The organism is Planotetraspora sp. GP83 (assembly GCF_041262585.1).
Lineage (GTDB): Bacteria > Actinomycetota > Actinomycetes > Streptosporangiales > Streptosporangiaceae > JAOEGB01.
Genome location: NZ_JBGCBZ010000003.1, coordinates 366,893 through 382,690 on the forward strand (window position 1 = coordinate 366,893; position 15,798 = coordinate 382,690).

Consider the following 15,798-nt stretch of genomic DNA (forward strand, 5'->3'; position numbering starts at 1 on the left):
ACGCAAGGGACTGAATCCTCATGGTCTCCGACGTCGCCGCACGGCCTCGGAAGCCCCCGGTCGGCAGCCGGACGCGCCATCGGCCAACCCGCCGAATCTGGCCTCGCGTCTGGCACTTCCTGAGCTTCGGCGCACCCGGGGTGCTCATCTACGTCTGTTTCGTGCTCGTCCCCATCGTGGTGAGCTTCGGCTACAGCCTGACCAACTACAACCCGTTCAACCCGCCGACCAAGTTCGTCGGCCTGCGCAACTACCAGCTGATGCTCCAGGACGACACGTTCCTGACGTCATTGAAGATCACCACGATTCTGACCGCCATCGTGGTCATCGTGCCCAACGTCGTCGGCCTGGGAATCGCCGTGCTGCTCGACCGGAACGGCTGGCTGTACAACGCGCTGCGCAGCGTCTTCTTCACCCCCATGGTGCTCAGCTCCGTGGTGATCAGCGTGATCTGGACGCGCATGCTGCAGGACGACGGCCCCATCAACGACGCGCTGCGGGCGATCGGGGTGCACGATCCGCCCGGCTGGCTGTCGGACCCGGACATCGCCCTCTACTCGCTGGCCACGGTGCTGTGCTGGCAGATGCTCGGCTTCTGCGTGGTCATCTACCTGGCCGGCCTGTCCGGCGTGCCGAAGGAGCTGATGGAGGCGGCCGCCATCGACGGCGCGGGGCCGGTCCGGCGGTTCTGGCAGGTCACGTGGCCCATGCTGGCTCCCGCGCTGACCGTCAACACGGTCGTCCTGCTGATCTCCGCGTTCAAGATCTTCGACCATGTCCAGGTCATCACCCAGGGCGGCCCGGGCACCGGCTCGACGGCGACCATCGCGTTCCTCGCGATCCAGACCGCGTTCGTGGACAACCACCAGGGATACGCCTCCGCCGAGGCGATCGCGATGCTCGTGGTGATCGCTCTGCTCACGACCATCTCGCTCGCGGTGCTGCGCAGAAGGGAGGTCAACCTGTGAGGACCGGCAATCTCCCGTGGCTGCGGCCCCTCGTCGGCCTGGCCGTCGGGGCGTTCTTCTTCGTGCCGCTCTATCTGGGCATCATCAACACGTTCAAGGAACCGGACCAGATCCGCACGCGGCCTCTCGCGCTTCCCGAGCCGTTCACGCTGCGCAACATCACCACGCTGCTGTCGCGCCCGGACAACCTCTACTGGGCGAGCGTGACCAACAGCATCCTGGTCACCGGGCTGTCGATCATCGTCCTCACGATCCTGTCCGCGACGCTGGGCCACTACCTCGCCCGGACGTCGAGCCTGTGGGGCCGCCTGCTGATGCTGCTCCTGCTGTGCGGCCTGATGATCCCTCCCCAGGTGATCCTCGCGCCGGTGACCTACGTCCTGCGGGCCGTCGGGTTGATGAGCACGCTGCCCGGCCTGGTGCTGTTCAACGTCGGCTACTACGTGCCGTTCGGCGTCTTCGTCTTCACGGGGTTCATGCGGTCGGTGCCCGTGGACCTGGAGGAGGCCGCCGCGATCGACGGCGCGAGCCGCGGGCAGATCTTCTGGCGCATCGTGTTCCCGTTGCTCCGCCCCGCCACCGCGAGCGTGCTCATCTTCCTCGGCGTGTGGATCTGGAACGACTTCATCGACCCGCTGATCATCCTGGGGCCGAGCCAGGGCACCACGATCACGACGGGCATCTTCCGGTCGGTGGGAGTCTGGCGCACCGACTACGGCACGATCTTCTCGCTCATGTTCATGGGCACGATCCCCGTGCTCGCCTTCTACCTGTTCCTGCAGAAGCACTTCGTCAAGGGCCTCACCGGTGGAGCCACCAAGGGCTGACCCTGCCCACCCTGCGCGTGATCATGCACAGGTTCCCACACACAGCCCCTGACCTGTACGGATCACACGCGTGATCATGCACGACCCGCCTCGGAGGCCGTGCATGATCACGCGCGCGGTTTATCGACGTCACGAGCCACGCGGAGGAAGCCGTGCATGATCGCGTGTGGGGTTGGCGGACGTCAGGAGTGGTGCGCCGGAAGGTGTGCATGATCACGCCGGGGGGTGGGGGGTGGGGTGCTTCGCTACTCGCCCTCGACGGTGATGAGCTCGCCGACCTGCTCTCCCAGTGCCCGCTGGGCCGGCTCGTCGAGCCCCGCGTCCGTGATGAGGACGTCGGCCTCGTCCAGGTGCGCGATCGTGCTGATCCCGATAGTTCCCCACTTGGTATGGTCGGCGAGCACCACGAGCCGCCTGGCGGCCCCGACGAGGGCCCTGTCGGTCTCGGCCTCCATGAGGTTCGGCGTGGTGAACCCCGCGTGCGTGCTCATGCCGTGCACCCCGAGCAGCAGGATGTCGACGTTGAGCAGCCGGATCGCGGCCACGGCCACCGGGCCGACCAGTGCGTCGGACGGCGTGCGGATGCCGCCGGTCAGCACGACGGTCTGGTCCTTCCGCCCCGAGCGGTAGAAGACCTCGGCCACCCGCACCGAGTTGGTCACCACCGTGAGGCCCGGCGTGTCGATGAGGTGGTGGGCCAGGGTCCAGGTGGTGGTGCCCGCCGACAGGGCGACGGCCGTACCGGGACCGACCATGGCGGCCGCGCACCGGGCGATGGCCTCCTTCTCGGCGCGCTGCTGGACCGACTTCGCCGCGAATCCGGGCTCCTCTGTGGACCCCGAGCTCATGGCCGTCGCCCCGCCGTGCACCTTGGCGACGAGACCGCGCTCCGCCAGGACTTCCAGGTCACGCCGGATCGTCATGTCGGAGACGCCGAACTCGCGGACGAGGTCGCCCACCCGCACCGCGCCGTTGGCGCGAACCAGGTCCAGGATCGCCTGCTGCCGCTGAGGGGCCAGCATCCCGCCTCCTTGGAAGTCGCAGGAAGTCGCATCAAGGTCGCATCCAACACGTTCGCACGCATGATGACACAGCACCCATCGGGATCCCAGCCCTCTTGTGTTGAAAACCGTCGAAATGGAGTTGTGACCATGAGCGGTCTTGCGGGAATGTGGCGGAATATGGTCCCTTCTGCATTAGGAAACGTTCTTTACATTCGGGGTCGCTGAGAGGAGCGGGTTGCCATGAACCTGGCACCTGGAAGGCTCGCTGCGATGGCGGTTCTGCTCACCCTCGGTCTCGCTGCCTGCTCGTCGGGCAAGGAGGAGACCCAGGCGACGCAGAGCAAGCCCGCGGCGCAGGGCAAGATATCCATCGCCTACCTGCAGAAGCAGGGAGACCAGGAATACTTCGTCGGCGAGGCCCAGGGCGCCGCCGACAAGGCCAAGGAGCTCGGCGTCGACCTCAAGGTCGTGAACCTGGGCGAGGACACCAACAAGGCGGTCAGCGAGACCCAGGCGGCGCTCGGCCAGAAGGTCGGCGGCATCATCATCGTGGTCCCGGCGCCGGCGGTGGGCCCGCAGATCGTGCAGCTGGCCAAGGAGGCGAGCACCCCGCTGCTCACCTCCGACGACCAGGTCTGCGTCGACGGCCCCGACCCGTCGAAGTGCACCAAGGACAAGCTCGTGCCGCGCGTCGGCTTCAGCGGGACGCAGATGGGCGAGCAGGTCGGCCAGCGAGCCGGCGAGGAGTTCAAGAAGGCCGGCTGGAAGCCCGAGGACACGGCGATCATCACCGCCTGGCAGCAGGACGTGACGGTCTGCACCGACCGCGTCAAGGCCGCCGTCCCGGCGTTCGAGCAGGCCGCCGGCGTCTCGGGCGTCAAGGTCATCGAGGTCGGCACCGACAACACGCCGTCGGGCGCGCAGGACAAGGTCGCGGCGACCGTCCAGGGCAACAGCGGTGTCAAGCACTGGGTGATCGTCGGCTGCAACGACGAGAACGTCAGCGGCGGCGTGACCGCGATGCAGAACGCCGGCATCAAGCCCGACAACATCATCGGAGTCGGTCTCGGCGCCTACCTCGCCTGCAAGGACTGGAACAGCGGCAAGCCGACCGGCATGAAGGCCGCCCTGTTCATCAACGGCTACGAGGTCGGCAAGCTGGCCGTGCAGACGATGTACGACAACATCAAGAACGGCACCGCGATGCCCCCCGAGGCGTTCGCCCCCACCAAGATGGTCGACGCCTCGAACTGGCAGGCCGAGGGCGTGAAGTGCAGCGCCTGACCTGACCCTGTGGTGGTGAGGGAAAGCCGTACGGCTTGCGCGGGGAGAACCCCTCGCGCAAGCCGTACACCAATGTGAGAAGGGGCCGATGACAGAGCCAGCCGACGCCGCGGCCGGGAAGGAACAGGGGGCCGACCCGATGGCCGGCGAAAGGGACCATCGCCCGGATGCCGAGCCGGGGGCACGACCGGACGCCGGGTTACGGGCCGAGGGGATCTCCAAGCGCTTCGCCGGGGTCCGGGCGCTCCGCGACGTGACGCTCGACTTCCCCGCCGGCCAGGTGACCGCCCTGATGGGCGAGAACGGCGCGGGGAAGTCCACGCTCATCAAGATCATCAATGGTGACTACATCCCCGACGAGGGCCGGATCACCCTCGACGGCGAGCCCGTGAATCTCCACACGCCCGCCGACGCCCGCCGCCTCGGCATCCGGGTGATCGCCCAGGAGCCGGAGATCATCCCGCACGTGTCGGTCGCGGAGAACGTCTACGCCGGGTCGCTGCCCCACCGTTCCGGCCTGCTCACCCGGCGGGTCCTCGACCGTACGGCCCTGCGCGAGCGGATGCGCGACGACCTCGTGCGGCTCGGCTTCGAGCGCGCGCTGGACCCGGACGCGCTGGGGTCGTCGCTGACGGCAGCCCAGCGGCAGCTCGTGGAGATCCTCCGGGCCATGACGACCGACGCCAAGGTCATCGCCTTCGACGAGCCGACCTCCTCCCTCGGCGAGCACGAGGTGGACGCGCTGTTCGGGCTGATCAGGCGGCTGCGCGAGCAGGGGCTCGCCATCGTCTACGTCTCCCACCGGCTCCAGGAGATCTTCCGGCTCGCCGACCGCATCGCCGTCCTCCGCGACGGCGCGCTGGTGGGCGTGCGGCCCGTGGCGGAGACCGACGAGGGCGAGCTGGTCCGGATGATGGTCGGCCGCGACCTGTCGGCCATGTTCGCCCGCGAGCAGGCCGCGACCGACGAGGTCGTGCTCGACGTGCGCGGCGTGACCACCGACGACGTCCGCGACATCAGCCTCCAGGTGCGGGCGGGCGAGGTCGTCGCGCTCGCCGGGCTGGTCGGCGCCGGGCGGTCCGAGCTGGCGGGCGCCCTGGTGGGCGACCTGCCGATCCGCGACGGCCAGGTGCTCGTCGAGGGCAGGCAGCTCCGCCTCCGCCAGCCGCAGGACGCGGTCCGGGCCGGCATCGGCTACGCGCCGGAGGAGCGCAAGGCGCAGGCCCTCTTCCTGTCCCGGAGCGTGCGTGACAACACGACGCTGGCCGTGCTCGACCGGCTCCGCCGCTTCCGGTTCGTACGGCGAAGCGAGGAGCGCCGCGTCGCCCAGGAGTACGTCGAGCGGCTCCGCGTGCGCACGCCGTCCATCGAGCACGAGGTCCGCAAGCTGTCGGGCGGAAACCAGCAGAAGGTCGTGCTGGCCCGGTGGCTGGCGCGGCGGCCCAAGGTGCTGATCCTCGACGAGCCGACCCGCGGCATCGACGTCGGCGCCAAGGCCGAGATCTACCACATCATCGCCGACCTGGCCCGCACGGGCGTGGCGATCCTCGTCATCTCGTCCGAGCTGCCCGAGGTGCTGGGCCTCGCGGACCGGATCGTGGTGATGCAGAACGGGCGGGTCACCGGAGAGCTGACGCGGGAGACGGCCTCGGAGGAGGCGGTCCTCGCCCTCGCCATGGTCGACGACCTCGCGACGGTTCCCGAAGCGGCAATTTCTCCAACTGGGACGACTACAGGTTTGACGAATTCTGGAGGAGCGCAGTGACCACCACCTCCGTGCAAGCGGGATCCGACGAGCAGACCCCGGAGGCCCGCCGCCGCTGGGGCGACGTGATCGGCGCCGTCGGGGCGCAGAACCTGATCCTCGTGCTGGCGATCGTGCTGGTCGTGGTGGTCTTCGGCGTGATCAACCCCGGCTACCTGGCCTGGGCCAACATCCGGGTGATCGCCGACGCCGTCACCATCGCCGGGCTGCTGGCCGTCGTCCAGACCGTGGTCATCATCTGCGGGGCGCTGGACATCTCGGTCGGCTCGGCCACCGGCGTCGCGTCGGTCGTGAGCGCGATGGCGTTCACCGCGACGCAGAACGCGCTGGCCAGCATGGGCCTGGCGATCGTCGTGGGGCTCGTCCTCGGGCTCGTCAACGGCGTCATCATCGTCTACGGCCGCGTCAACCCGGTCATCGCGACCCTGGCGACGCTGGCGGCCTACCGCGGGTTCGCCCAGCTCCTGTCCAACGGGGCGGCCATGGGCTTCGTACTCGGCGACGACCTGTGGATCTTCATCTCCCGAGGCTCCCTGCTCGGCCTGCCGACGCTGATGTGGATCCTCGCAGCCGTGGCGCTCGCCATCCACCTCCTGCTGAAGTACACCGACATCGGCCGGAACATCTACGCCATCGGCGGCAACGACACCGCCGCCCGCCTCGCCGGAATCAACATCAACAAGTACCTCATCGCGGTCTACGCGCTGGCCGGGGTCGTGTCCGCGATCGCGGGCATCATCCTCACGGCGCGGACCGGCTTCGGCCACCCCACCTCGGGCAGCTCGGGCCTGGAGCTGAAGGCCATCACCGCCGCCGCGCTGGGCGGCTGCGCGCTCGCCGGAGGCAAGGGCGGCGTCGGCGGCACGCTGCTCGCGATGGTCCTGCTCGGCGCCCTGGAGAACGGCCTGACCCTGAACAACATCAGCACCTTCTGGCAGAACGTCGCCCAGGGGGCGCTGCTCGTCATCGCGGTCGTCATCCAGCAGCGGCGGAGCGGAGAGCGCGCCGTCGGCCTTCCCACCTGATCACCCGCGCCTGATTCCCTGAGGAGGGATCGTGTACGAACAGATCGAGGTCCGCACCGTCGACCCGGCCAGGGCTCGGGTCTACGAGCACGGCTGGCAGTCGTGGGGCCCCTCGACGGACTACCCCGTGACCGGCTCCGGCCTGCGCCCGGTCAAGCCGGTGACGCAGACCATGAGCTACCGGCCCGGCAAGCCCGGCCCGGAGCGAGGCTTCCAGGGCGAGGGCCTGCTCGCCGTCGAACTCGGCGACGGCTCCACGGTGGTGTACGGCTGCGCCGACGGCATCACGAGCGTCGCCTCCATCCGGGCGGAGCTGTCCGGCGACCGGCTGACCGTCAGCGCCGACGGGCCGGTGGACGTCCAGACTCACGCCGGGCCGATGTACCAGGCCCTGGCCGCCTGGGCGGACGGCTTCGCCGTACGGGCGGGGAACGGGCCGATCCGGCCCGGGCCCACGGCGTGGTGCTCCTGGTACCACTACTTCGAGAACGTCACCGAAGCCGACATCGACGAGAACCTGCGGGCGATCACCGACGCGGAGCTGCCCGTCGACGTGCTGCAGATCGACGACGGCTGGGAGGCCGAGATCGGCGACTGGCTCGACCTGTCCGACCGGTTCGCCTCACTGGAGGCGCTGACCAAGCGGATCAAGGAGGCGGGCCTGCGCGCCGGGATCTGGGTCGCGCCGTTCCTCGCCGGGTCGCACAGCGCCCTCGTCCGCGACCACCCCGAATGGCTGATCGGCCACACCGCCGGGGAGCCCGCCGACGCGGGGCACAACTGGGACCAGGACCTCTCCGCACTCGACGCCACCCACCCGGGGGCCGCGGCCTACCTGCGCGACACGTTCGGCATGCTCCGTGAGGCCGGTTTCGACTACTTCAAGATCGACTTTCTCTACGCGGGGGCGCTTGACGGGCCGCGGCACTCGGGAGCCGGCCCGCTCGACGCGTACCGCGAGGGGCTGCGGGTGATCAGGGAGGCCATCGGGCCGGAGTCGTACCTGCTGGGATGCGGCGCGCCCATCCTGCCCAGCGTCGGCCTGTTCGACGCGATGCGGGTCTCCGCCGACACCGCCCCGAAGTACGAGCCGTGGTACGGCGACCCCGCCCTGCCGGGCCAGCTCGGCGCGGCGCTGTCCACCATCGGCCGGGCCTGGCAGCACGGCCGGTTCTGGGTCAACGACCCGGACTGCCTGATCGTGCGCCCGGAGGTCGAGCGCCGGGAGGACTGGGCCGACGTGATCGAGCGCTACGGCGGCCTGCGGGTCTCGTCCGACCGGATCGCCTCCCTCGACGACTGGGGCATGGAGACCACGCGACGGCTGCTCAGCGACGTTCCGCCGCCGACCCCGTTCCCGTAGTCCCAGTTGTGTCCGTAGCCCCAGTCGTTCCCGTAGTCCCAGTCGTTCCCGTTGCCGTGAGGAGGCGGGCGAACCGGGCGGCGACCCGGTCCCAGCCCCACTCCTCCTCGATCCAGGCCCGGCCCCGCTCCCCCATCGCGCGGGCGCGGGCCGGATCGGCCAGCAACTCGGCCAGCGCGCGGGCGATCTCGGCGGGCGACGTGCCGCCAACCACCAGGCCCGTCTCCCCGTGCCGTACGGCGTCGGGGGCGCCCCCGGAGGAGCCCGCCACGACAGGCAGGCCGGTGGCCGACGCCTCCAGATAGACGATGCCGAGCCCCTCGACGTCCAGCCCGGCCAGCCTGGTGCGGCACGGCATCGCGAACACGTCCCCCGCGTCGTAGTAGGCGGGCAGGGCGGTCCACGGCACCGAGCCGGTGAACACGACCGACTCCCTCACGCCGTGCCGTGCGGCCGCCCGTTCGAGCGCCTGGCGGGACGGGCCGCCGCCGACCAGCAGCAGCGCCGCGCCGGGGACGTGCCGGAGCACCGCCGGCCAGGCGCGGACCAGCATGTCCTGGCCCTTGCGGGGCACCAGCCGGGAGACGCAGACGACGACCGGCCGCCCCTCCAGGCCCAGCGACTTGCGGATGCCGTCACCGCCCGCCCCCGGGTGGAAGACCGAGGTGTCCACGCCGGGCGCCAGCCGTACGAGCTTGGACTCGGGGATCACCGGCGCGAGCCTGCGGCGCGTGTAGCCGCCGAGGTAGGTCACCACGTCGGCCCCCTCGCCGATGCGGCGGAGCAGGTCGCGGGCGAGCGGGAGCCGCGCCCAGGACGCCTCGTGCCCGTGGGTCAGCATCACGACGCGGCTGGGGCCGGCGGCCCGTACGGCCGGCGCGAGCAGGCCCAGCGGGGCCGCCGCGCCGAAGACCACGGTGTCGCAGTTTCCCGCCAGCGCCGCCGCCGTCCGGGCGACCCGCCGTGTGGGCAGCATGAGCGTGCCGGGATGCCTGACCACCTCGTACGGCTGCCGCGCGTCGAAGGCGTCGCACCCCGCCCACCGGGGGGCGTAGACCGTCACGGACTCCGGCGGCCGCCGCGAGGCCAGCCCATGGACGAACGCCTGGATCCCCCCGGCCCGAGGCGGAAAGTCATTGGTGACGATCAGCGTCCTCCCCATCCCCGCACCCCTTCCCCGTGATCATGCACGCATTCCCGTTTCCGGTCCGCGACCGGCCCATCCCCCGCGCGTGATCATGCACGGATTCCCCGGCGTCCCGCACCACCAGGGCCATTCGCTCGCGTGATCATGCGAAGACAAGGTCGCAATCCGCATGGTGGCAGCTCCACGCGGTGGCCGTTCCGCTTTCGCGGGATAGCGGGGAGTCCGTGCATGATCACGCATGAAGGATCGGCTGGTCACGGACCGGATGCGGGAATCCGTGCATGATCACGGGGAAGGGGGGCGGTGGGGATGCCCAGCTGCTCGGGAAGGGATGCCAGCCAGTCCCGGGTCAGCTCCGCCTGGGTCATGCCCAGCGTCTCCCGCAGGGCTGGGGCGATCCCCGCCCGGTCTTCCTGCCGGCCCGTGTCGTGGTGGCGCAGGGTGTCTTGGTAGCGCAGGGTGTCTTGGTAGCGCAGGGCGGCGCGGTAGAGCTCCACCAGCTTCCGCTCGCCGAAGCGCCCGGCGATGTACCGGCAGGCCAGCCACGCCTCCTCGTACGCCTGTGCCAGCCGTGCCGACCCGGCCCGGAAATCCGCGCGCTCCGGCAGCTCGCGCGGCGCGGAGCCGGCCCGCACCTCGGCGGCGAGCTCGGCGGCGACGGTCCGCGCCGGAAGCCCGCTGCCGAGGTAGCCCACGTAGTCGGCGAAGCCCTCCACGAGCCACGCGGGCAAGTCGCCGGTGAGCGCCGCTCCGGTGGCGACGTGGACCAGCTCGTGGGTGAGCACGACCTGGCGGCCGGTCCGGGTCAGCCGGGCGAACCCGTCCGGCTCGATGATGACCCGGCCCACCCCGGCGAGCGCCGCCAGGCCCTCCACTCGCGCGGGCGCGGCCAGCGCCGCCGCCTGCTCCGCCGTCCCGGGCACGAGGACCACCGCGTCCACCGGGCCCCAGACCCGGGCGACCGTACGGCTCGCGCGGTCGGCCAGCACGGACAGATCGGCGACCAGGCGACGGGGTCCTCCCACGACGATCGTGTGCTCTCCCCTGGCGACGGACGCCTGGGCCCACATCCCGGGGTGCTCCCGGATGATCGCCCGCGCCTCCGGCAGCAGCCGATCGGGCGGCCCGGCCCCGGTGAGCGCGCACAGCAGCCCGCACAACAACCCGCACAGCGGCGCAGCCGCCGCCCCCCGGCCGAGAGCACGCATGCCGAGCATCGTATTGACATCCGCCTCCGCCGGAAGGCGGGGCTCGGGTCGCGCGTCACCGCTCGGCTCCCGGCGGAAAATCAGTGGCGGCGGCCGTTCCGCCGGGAGTTGACTAGGAGCGATCTTCAAAGGAGCCTTAATGATCGTTATCTCGGCCGCGTCCGGCGCGCTCGGCCGCCTGGTCGTCGACCGCCTGCGCACCAGGGGCGACGTGGTCGCCGCCGTCCGCGACCCCGCCCGCGCCCCCGAAGGAGTCCAGGTGAGGCGGGGCGACTACGACGACCCGGCGAGCCTGCGGGAGGCGTTCGACGGGGCCGCCCGGCTCCTGCTCATCTCCTCCCCGGAGCTCGACCCGGCGCGCAGGATCTCCCAGCACCTGGCCGCCGTCGCCGCCGCCAAGGACGTACGGGTCGGGGCCATCGCCTACACCAGCTTCCTGGGCGCCGACACCACTCCGACGGGCGTCACCGAGGCCCACCACGCCACTGAGAAGGCCATCCTCGACAGCGGCCTGCCGTACACGATGCTGCGCCACCCTTACTACAGCGAGGCGTTCCTCCCGCGTGTCTCCGGCGGAGAGCTGACCAGCAGCACCGGCGGGCGGGGGCTCAACACCGCCTTCCGCTCCGACCTGGCCGAGGCCGCCGCCAACGTGCTGACCGGCGACGGGCACCTGGGCCGCGCCTACGACTTCACCGGACCGCTGTGGAGCTACCCGGAGCTTGCCCGCACGCTCGGCCTGACCTACCGGGAGGTGCCGGACGCCGGGCCGGGGCCGATGAGCTGGCTCAACACGCAGGTTCGCATGGGAGCGCTGGAACGTCAGAGCGACGACCTGGAGCGGGTGCTCGGCAGGCCCGCCGAGCACGTCGCCGACCGCCTGCGGAGGTAGGAACGACGAAAGAGGCCGCCCCACGATCAACGATCGTGGGGCGGCCCTTTCACAGCCCGGCGTCCCCGAGGGGGAAACCGGTCTCCGTCAGGTGCCGGGGCGAACGGCTCCGGCGAAGGTGCGCCTGCGGTAGGAGTCCAGCCTGTCGATCCGTACCCGCGCGCCGGTGTGCGGCGAGTGGATCATCTTGCCGTGCCCCACGTAGATGCCGACGTGGCCACCGCCGCTTGTGAAGATGAGGTCACCAGGCTTGAGGTGGCCCCAGGAGATCTTCTTCCGGACGGCGCTCCGCATGGACCATGTCGTACGGGGCAGCCTGACGCCGGCCTTGCGCCAGGCGAACTGGACGAGGCCCGAGCAGTCGAACGCCCGCGGGCCGGTGGCTCCCCACCGGTACGGGTCGCCGATGTGCCTTTTGGCGGCCCTGACGGCCCGCCGAGCCCTGGCCTGCTGGCGTGCGGCCTTGCTCAGCTTCATCTTCTTCTTGGACCTCTTGGCCGACGCCTTCTTCGACGTCGACCGGGTGGAGACGGTCTTCGCGGACGTCGCCGTGGCCACCTTGGTGACCGTGACTGCCACCGTGTCGGCCGACGCGGGAGGTACGGAGATGGCTCCGACTGAAGCGGTCAGCGCGACGCCCCCCAGGGAGAGGCGGGCAATACGGGACAGACGTGCGGGGGTGGTAGACAGGATCTCTCCTATGGTCTTCCGCTTGCGCCTACCGGGTTAGCTGACGGATTCGGGCGGGGAAGTCGCCCTACGGCGCTGTGAGCGCCGATTCACCCCGGACCTTCATGGAAGGTCGAATGGTTCCCCGGCTCCGTGCCTCCTGACTGCACGGACTCGGCAAGGTCACCGCCGCCACAGAGATCCCTCGGGGGGATGGCTGTTGACGACGACGGCGACACGTGGATTTTTCGGTGGGAAATCGGCCGGGTGGCCGAACTTCCGACGGGCATGGCGTGCTCGCCGCGGGCCAGAAGCTACCTAGCGATTCCCGCTTCAGGCAAAGCGCGGACCATGAATGAAGATCGAATGAGGTCGGAGGTAAAGAGAAAACCGCAGCATACCCATACGGAATTTCCCAAAATGTGATGCTGCTCACAATTCGCGCAACACAACCTGAAGGCCGTCACATTAGTCACATGAGTCACGGCAGTTAATGATCTTAGGGGCGGACGGCGCCCACGGCGTTGTACTCGGAGAGTGTGACAATCTTCACTACGTCCCCCGTCTGAGGGGCGTGGACGACCTTGCCGTCACCCGCGTACAGGCCCACGTGTCCGTAACCGGCGTGCCAGAGCAGATCACCGGGCTGCAGTTCGTCGAGCGACACCCGGCGGCTCGCGCCCCACGCCCACTGCTCATAGCTCGTCCGGGGCAGGCTGACTCCGCCCGCGTTCCAGGAAGCCTGGACGAGCCCCGAGCAGTCCCACGAGCCCGGACCGGTCCCGCCGTACCGGTACGGCTTGCCGACCTGCTTGTAGGCGAACTCCAGAGCCGCCCGCGCGTTGCCCGACGCCGGGCCGTTGTAGACGACGCCGGGGCTGTTCGGATTGCCGGCGTTGAAGACCCCGAGATCGCGCAGCAGCCGCGTCTGCTGCTTGACGAGCTTCTCGACCTGGTCCTTCTGCTCCGCCAGGTCGGCCTTGACCTTCGCGGCCTGGTCGAACACCGTCTTCTTCTGGTCCCGCCGCTGCTTGAGGCCCTTGATGGCGTTCTCGTACTCCTGGAGCTGCGTCGTCCGCGCCAGGGAGACCTGGTCGAGCGCGGCGAGGCCGCTGAGCGTCGTCTCCGGGGTCGTGCTGTAGAACACGCCGCCCCACGACCCGAAGTCGCCGGTCTGGTAGCTGTTCACGGCGATCGAGACGAGGCCCTCCCGGAGCGCTTCGACCTTGCCGTACCGCTGCTTGTAGTCGTCGTTGAGCGCGCCGTACTGCTTCTTGGCCTTCTTCCACTTCTCGTTGGCCGCGTTGTAGCGGTCGACGAGCTGGTCGGCCTGGGTGTTCAGCTTGTGCAGCTTGGCCTTGACCTGTGCGACTGTGGGCTTGGGATCGGCCTGCGCGCCCGCGATCGGCAGCAACAGAAACGCGGTGGCCAGTCCAGCGGCCACCGGTACACGCCCTCGCACTCAGGCCCCCTGGGAATAGTCCGAAACCCGCGGCGCGACTCTACTCAGGCGATCATGAAGCTTCAACCTATTCGCAGGTATTCACGGCATTCATGACTGAGCGCAAGGGGTACGGGCCGTACCGTAATCAGTCGTACCGTAATCAGCTGCGGCCGAGGCGGCGGAGCAGCAGCGTCGAGGGGACCGGCCGGGCGCCCATCCTCCGCACGGACTCGGCGACCTCCCGATCGGAGGACACGACGGCGATCTGCCTCCCCGCGGGCTCGGCGCGCACCAGTTGCCGGATCAGGTCGTCGGCGATCTCCCCCGGCGCGCTGAACATCACCCGGACCCCGCGCGGCGCCGACACCTGGACCGGCCCGTTCAGCTCGGCGCCGTCGAAGACGCAGGTCACCTCCACCCGGGCCTGTACGGCGAGGCCGCCGAGGCCCGTGAGGAGCCGGGCACGCTGGTCGGCCAGAGTGAGCGACGGATAGCCCGTCTTGGTGACGTTGTACCCGTCGATGATCAAGTGGAGATGCGGGATCGCGAGCAGCTGGTCGAGCAGTTGAGGATCGTCGTTGGCGAGCGCCCGCGCGGGGACCGCGCCGACGCTGGGGGCGCCCGGCGTCACCGCCGTCACGTAGTCGGCCGGCCTGCTGATCGTCGTGGGGAGGGCGAGCTCCTTGCGCAGCCCGGCCGCCGAGTCCTGGAGGGCGTCCATGAGGACGCGGATGCGGGCGTCCTCCACGCTGCGCCCCTCGCGGGCCGCCCGGCGGCTCGCCTCCAGCTGGCGCTCGGCGTCGGCGAGGCGCTCCTTGAGCCTGCGGACCTCGGTCTCGGCCGCGCCGTTCGCGCCAGCGACCTTGGCCCGGGTCTCCGCGGTCTCCGCCTCCAGCTCGGCCGCCCTCGCCTCGGCGGCCTTGACCCGCTCGCGGGCGTCGTGCAGCTTCCGCCGCAGGTCCGAGTTCTCCGCGCGCGCGGCCCTCAGCTGCTCGCGGACCCGGTCCACCTCTTCTTTCGCGGCGGCGCGCTGGGCCGCGAGCTGCTCGCGCAGCCGCGTCTCCGCCTGCTCCCGCTGGGTGCCGATGGAGGCCGCCTGCTCCAGGTCCGCCCGCGCCTGCTCCACCAGGTCCGGCCAGCCCGGCGGGCGCGTCAGGTAGGCGGCGGCGGCGACCAGCACCGGCTCGGCCGCCGGTGGCACCGTGCCCTCGGCGAGGCCGGCCACCAGCTCGGGCCAGGCCGTCTGGATCGCCTCGGCCACCAGCTCGCGGAACTCCTTGTCGCTCTCCAGCTGGGCGGCGATCGGCGCGCTGCCGAGGCGGGCGCGCTTGCGCGGGTCGAACCTCGCGATTCCCCGCAGCGGCGGCGGAACCGTGGCCGCGGGCATCGAGCCCAGCACCTGCGCCGCGAGCTCCACGACATGTAACCGGACCTGCTCGGGCAACGGACGAGACAGGCCCTCTCCGGCTGAACTCATCCAGTCGCTCCTTGTACTTGTCCTTCATCTAAGGGTACGGCTGCCGCGCCCCTGGGAAAGTCGCCTTCGCGATCTCCCCATCCGCGGGCTCCGCGATAACCGTTGGCCTCCCTCGCGGGCACGAACATACGCTTTCCGGATGCTCAAGCCTCCTTACCCCATCGAAACCCCCCGGCTGCTGCTCCGACCCTTCGCCCCCGGCGACCTCGATGACCTGCATTCCTTCCGCTCTCTCCCCGAGGTGACCCGCTACCTCTACTGGGAGCCGCACAGCCGCGAGGAGACGAGGGCCGTGCTGGAGGAGAAGATCGGCGGCTCGGAGCTCCGGCAGGAGGGGCGGGCGCTGAGCGTCGCCGCCGAACTGCGGGAGAGCGGCGCCCTGATCGGGGACCTGAGCCTTTTCTGGCGGAGCCGGGAGCACCGCCAAGGGGAGATCGGGTTCGTCTTCCATCCCGGCCACCAGGGCCGCGGGCTGGCCACGGAGGCCGCGCGGGAGATCCTCAGGCTCGGGTTCGACGGCCTGGGGCTGCACCGGATATTCGGCCGCTGCGACGCGCGCAACACCGCCTCGGCCAGGCTCATGGAGCGCCTCGGCATGCGGCGCGAGGCCCACCTGGTGGAGAACGAGCTGTTCAAGGGCGAATGGGGCGATGAGCTGATCTACGCGATGCTCCGCCGCGAGTGGTCGGAGAGGGCGTCCGGCTAATCCACGTTGTCCGGGTAGG

At 70.4% G+C, this 15,798-nt stretch carries 14 protein-coding genes and 1 riboswitch; of the genes, 8 read left to right on the plus strand and 6 right to left on the minus strand.

Annotated features, from left to right (window positions below):
• Positions 1-161 precede the first annotated feature (161 nt).
• A complete protein-coding gene (locus ABH927_RS06515; protein WP_370018970.1) occupies positions 162-968 on the plus strand; it encodes a carbohydrate ABC transporter permease in 807 nt (268 codons plus the stop codon).
• Positions 965-1,795, plus strand: coding sequence for a carbohydrate ABC transporter permease (locus ABH927_RS06520; protein WP_370018972.1), 831 nt, complete (start codon positions 965-967; stop codon positions 1,793-1,795). The genes ABH927_RS06515 and ABH927_RS06520 overlap by 4 nt, the downstream gene beginning before the upstream one ends.
• 245 nt (positions 1,796-2,040) lie before the next feature.
• On the opposite strand, the gene ABH927_RS06525 is transcribed toward ABH927_RS06520, so the two are convergent.
• Positions 2,041-2,817: a DeoR/GlpR family DNA-binding transcription regulator gene (locus ABH927_RS06525; protein ID WP_370018973.1), complete on the minus strand. Its 777-nt coding sequence runs from the start codon at positions 2,815-2,817 to the stop codon at positions 2,041-2,043.
• Positions 2,818-3,039: 222 nt separating this feature from the next.
• Here ABH927_RS06525 and ABH927_RS06530 point away from each other — a divergent pair, with 222 nt between their 5' ends.
• From ABH927_RS06530 to ABH927_RS06545, 4 genes are all read left to right on the plus strand, one after another.
• On the plus strand, positions 3,040-4,083 hold the full coding sequence (locus tag ABH927_RS06530; protein WP_370018975.1) for a substrate-binding domain-containing protein: 1,044 nt from the start codon (positions 3,040-3,042) through the stop codon (positions 4,081-4,083).
• Positions 4,084-4,171: 88 nt separating this feature from the next.
• Complete coding sequence (locus ABH927_RS06535) at positions 4,172-5,848, plus strand: sugar ABC transporter ATP-binding protein (protein WP_370018977.1); 1,677 nt, start codon at positions 4,172-4,174, stop codon at positions 5,846-5,848.
• Complete coding sequence (locus ABH927_RS06540; RefSeq protein WP_370018979.1) at positions 5,845-6,873, plus strand: ABC transporter permease; 1,029 nt, start codon at positions 5,845-5,847, stop codon at positions 6,871-6,873. Before ABH927_RS06535 ends, ABH927_RS06540 begins: the two co-directional genes overlap by 4 nt.
• A gap of 31 nt (positions 6,874-6,904) precedes the next feature.
• A complete protein-coding gene (locus ABH927_RS06545; RefSeq protein WP_370018981.1) occupies positions 6,905-8,236 on the plus strand; it encodes a glycoside hydrolase family 36 protein in 1,332 nt (443 codons plus the stop codon).
• Here the strand turns inward: ABH927_RS06545 and ABH927_RS06550 are convergent.
• Entirely contained in the window at positions 8,202-9,398 is a 1,197-nt protein-coding gene (locus tag ABH927_RS06550) for a glycosyltransferase family 4 protein (RefSeq protein ID WP_370018983.1), read from the minus strand. The genes ABH927_RS06545 and ABH927_RS06550 overlap by 35 nt on opposite strands.
• A 239-nt stretch (positions 9,399-9,637) precedes the next feature.
• On the minus strand, positions 9,638-10,591 hold the full coding sequence (locus ABH927_RS06555) for a hypothetical protein (protein WP_370018984.1): 954 nt from the start codon (positions 10,589-10,591) through the stop codon (positions 9,638-9,640).
• A gap of 139 nt (positions 10,592-10,730) precedes the next feature.
• Here ABH927_RS06555 and ABH927_RS06560 point away from each other — a divergent pair, with 139 nt between their 5' ends.
• A complete protein-coding gene (locus ABH927_RS06560) occupies positions 10,731-11,483 on the plus strand; it encodes an NAD(P)H-binding protein (RefSeq protein ID WP_370018986.1) in 753 nt (250 codons plus the stop codon).
• Between the two features lie 87 nt (positions 11,484-11,570).
• Here ABH927_RS06560 and ABH927_RS06565 read toward each other — a convergent pair whose 3' ends face one another.
• The 3 genes from ABH927_RS06565 to ABH927_RS06575 all read right to left on the minus strand — a co-directional run bounded on the left by ABH927_RS06565 (position 11,571) and on the right by ABH927_RS06575 (position 15,073).
• Positions 11,571-12,062 carry a C40 family peptidase gene (locus tag ABH927_RS06565; RefSeq protein WP_370018988.1) on the minus strand — a complete coding sequence of 164 codons (492 nt, stop codon included), beginning with the start codon at positions 12,060-12,062 and terminating at the stop codon, positions 11,571-11,573.
• Between the two features lie 121 nt (positions 12,063-12,183).
• A riboswitch (cyclic di-AMP (ydaO/yuaA leader) is annotated at positions 12,184-12,342 on the minus strand.
• 309 nt (positions 12,343-12,651) lie between these two features.
• Positions 12,652-13,596 (minus strand): NlpC/P60 family protein, encoded by a 945-nt coding sequence (locus tag ABH927_RS06570; protein WP_370018989.1) that lies wholly within the window; start codon positions 13,594-13,596, stop codon positions 12,652-12,654.
• Positions 13,597-13,756: 160 nt separating this feature from the next.
• Complete coding sequence (locus tag ABH927_RS06575) at positions 13,757-15,073, minus strand: NYN domain-containing protein (protein WP_370018990.1); 1,317 nt, start codon at positions 15,071-15,073, stop codon at positions 13,757-13,759.
• 139 nt (positions 15,074-15,212) lie between these two features.
• Between ABH927_RS06575 and ABH927_RS06580 the strand changes: the two genes are divergently transcribed.
• On the plus strand, positions 15,213-15,779 hold the full coding sequence (locus ABH927_RS06580; protein ID WP_370018991.1) for a GNAT family N-acetyltransferase: 567 nt from the start codon (positions 15,213-15,215) through the stop codon (positions 15,777-15,779).
• Positions 15,780-15,798 lie beyond the last annotated feature (19 nt).

Coding starts and splice junctions, on each gene's coding strand:
- ABH927_RS06535 (WP_370018977.1), top strand. CDS start 4,172: ATGACAGAGCCAGCCGACGCCGCGGCCGGGAAGGAACAGGGGGCCGAC.
- ABH927_RS06575 (WP_370018990.1), bottom strand. CDS start 15,073: ATGAGTTCAGCCGGAGAGGGCCTGTCTCGTCCGTTGCCCGAGCAGGTC.
- ABH927_RS06550 (WP_370018983.1), bottom strand. CDS start 9,398: ATGGGGAGGACGCTGATCGTCACCAATGACTTTCCGCCTCGGGCCGGG.
- ABH927_RS06525 (WP_370018973.1), bottom strand. CDS start 2,817: ATGCTGGCCCCTCAGCGGCAGCAGGCGATCCTGGACCTGGTTCGCGCC.
- ABH927_RS06560 (WP_370018986.1), top strand. CDS start 10,731: ATGATCGTTATCTCGGCCGCGTCCGGCGCGCTCGGCCGCCTGGTCGTC.
- ABH927_RS06530 (WP_370018975.1), top strand. CDS start 3,040: ATGAACCTGGCACCTGGAAGGCTCGCTGCGATGGCGGTTCTGCTCACC.
- ABH927_RS06555 (WP_370018984.1), bottom strand. CDS start 10,591: ATGCGTGCTCTCGGCCGGGGGGCGGCGGCTGCGCCGCTGTGCGGGTTG.
- ABH927_RS06580 (WP_370018991.1), top strand. CDS start 15,213: ATGCTCAAGCCTCCTTACCCCATCGAAACCCCCCGGCTGCTGCTCCGA.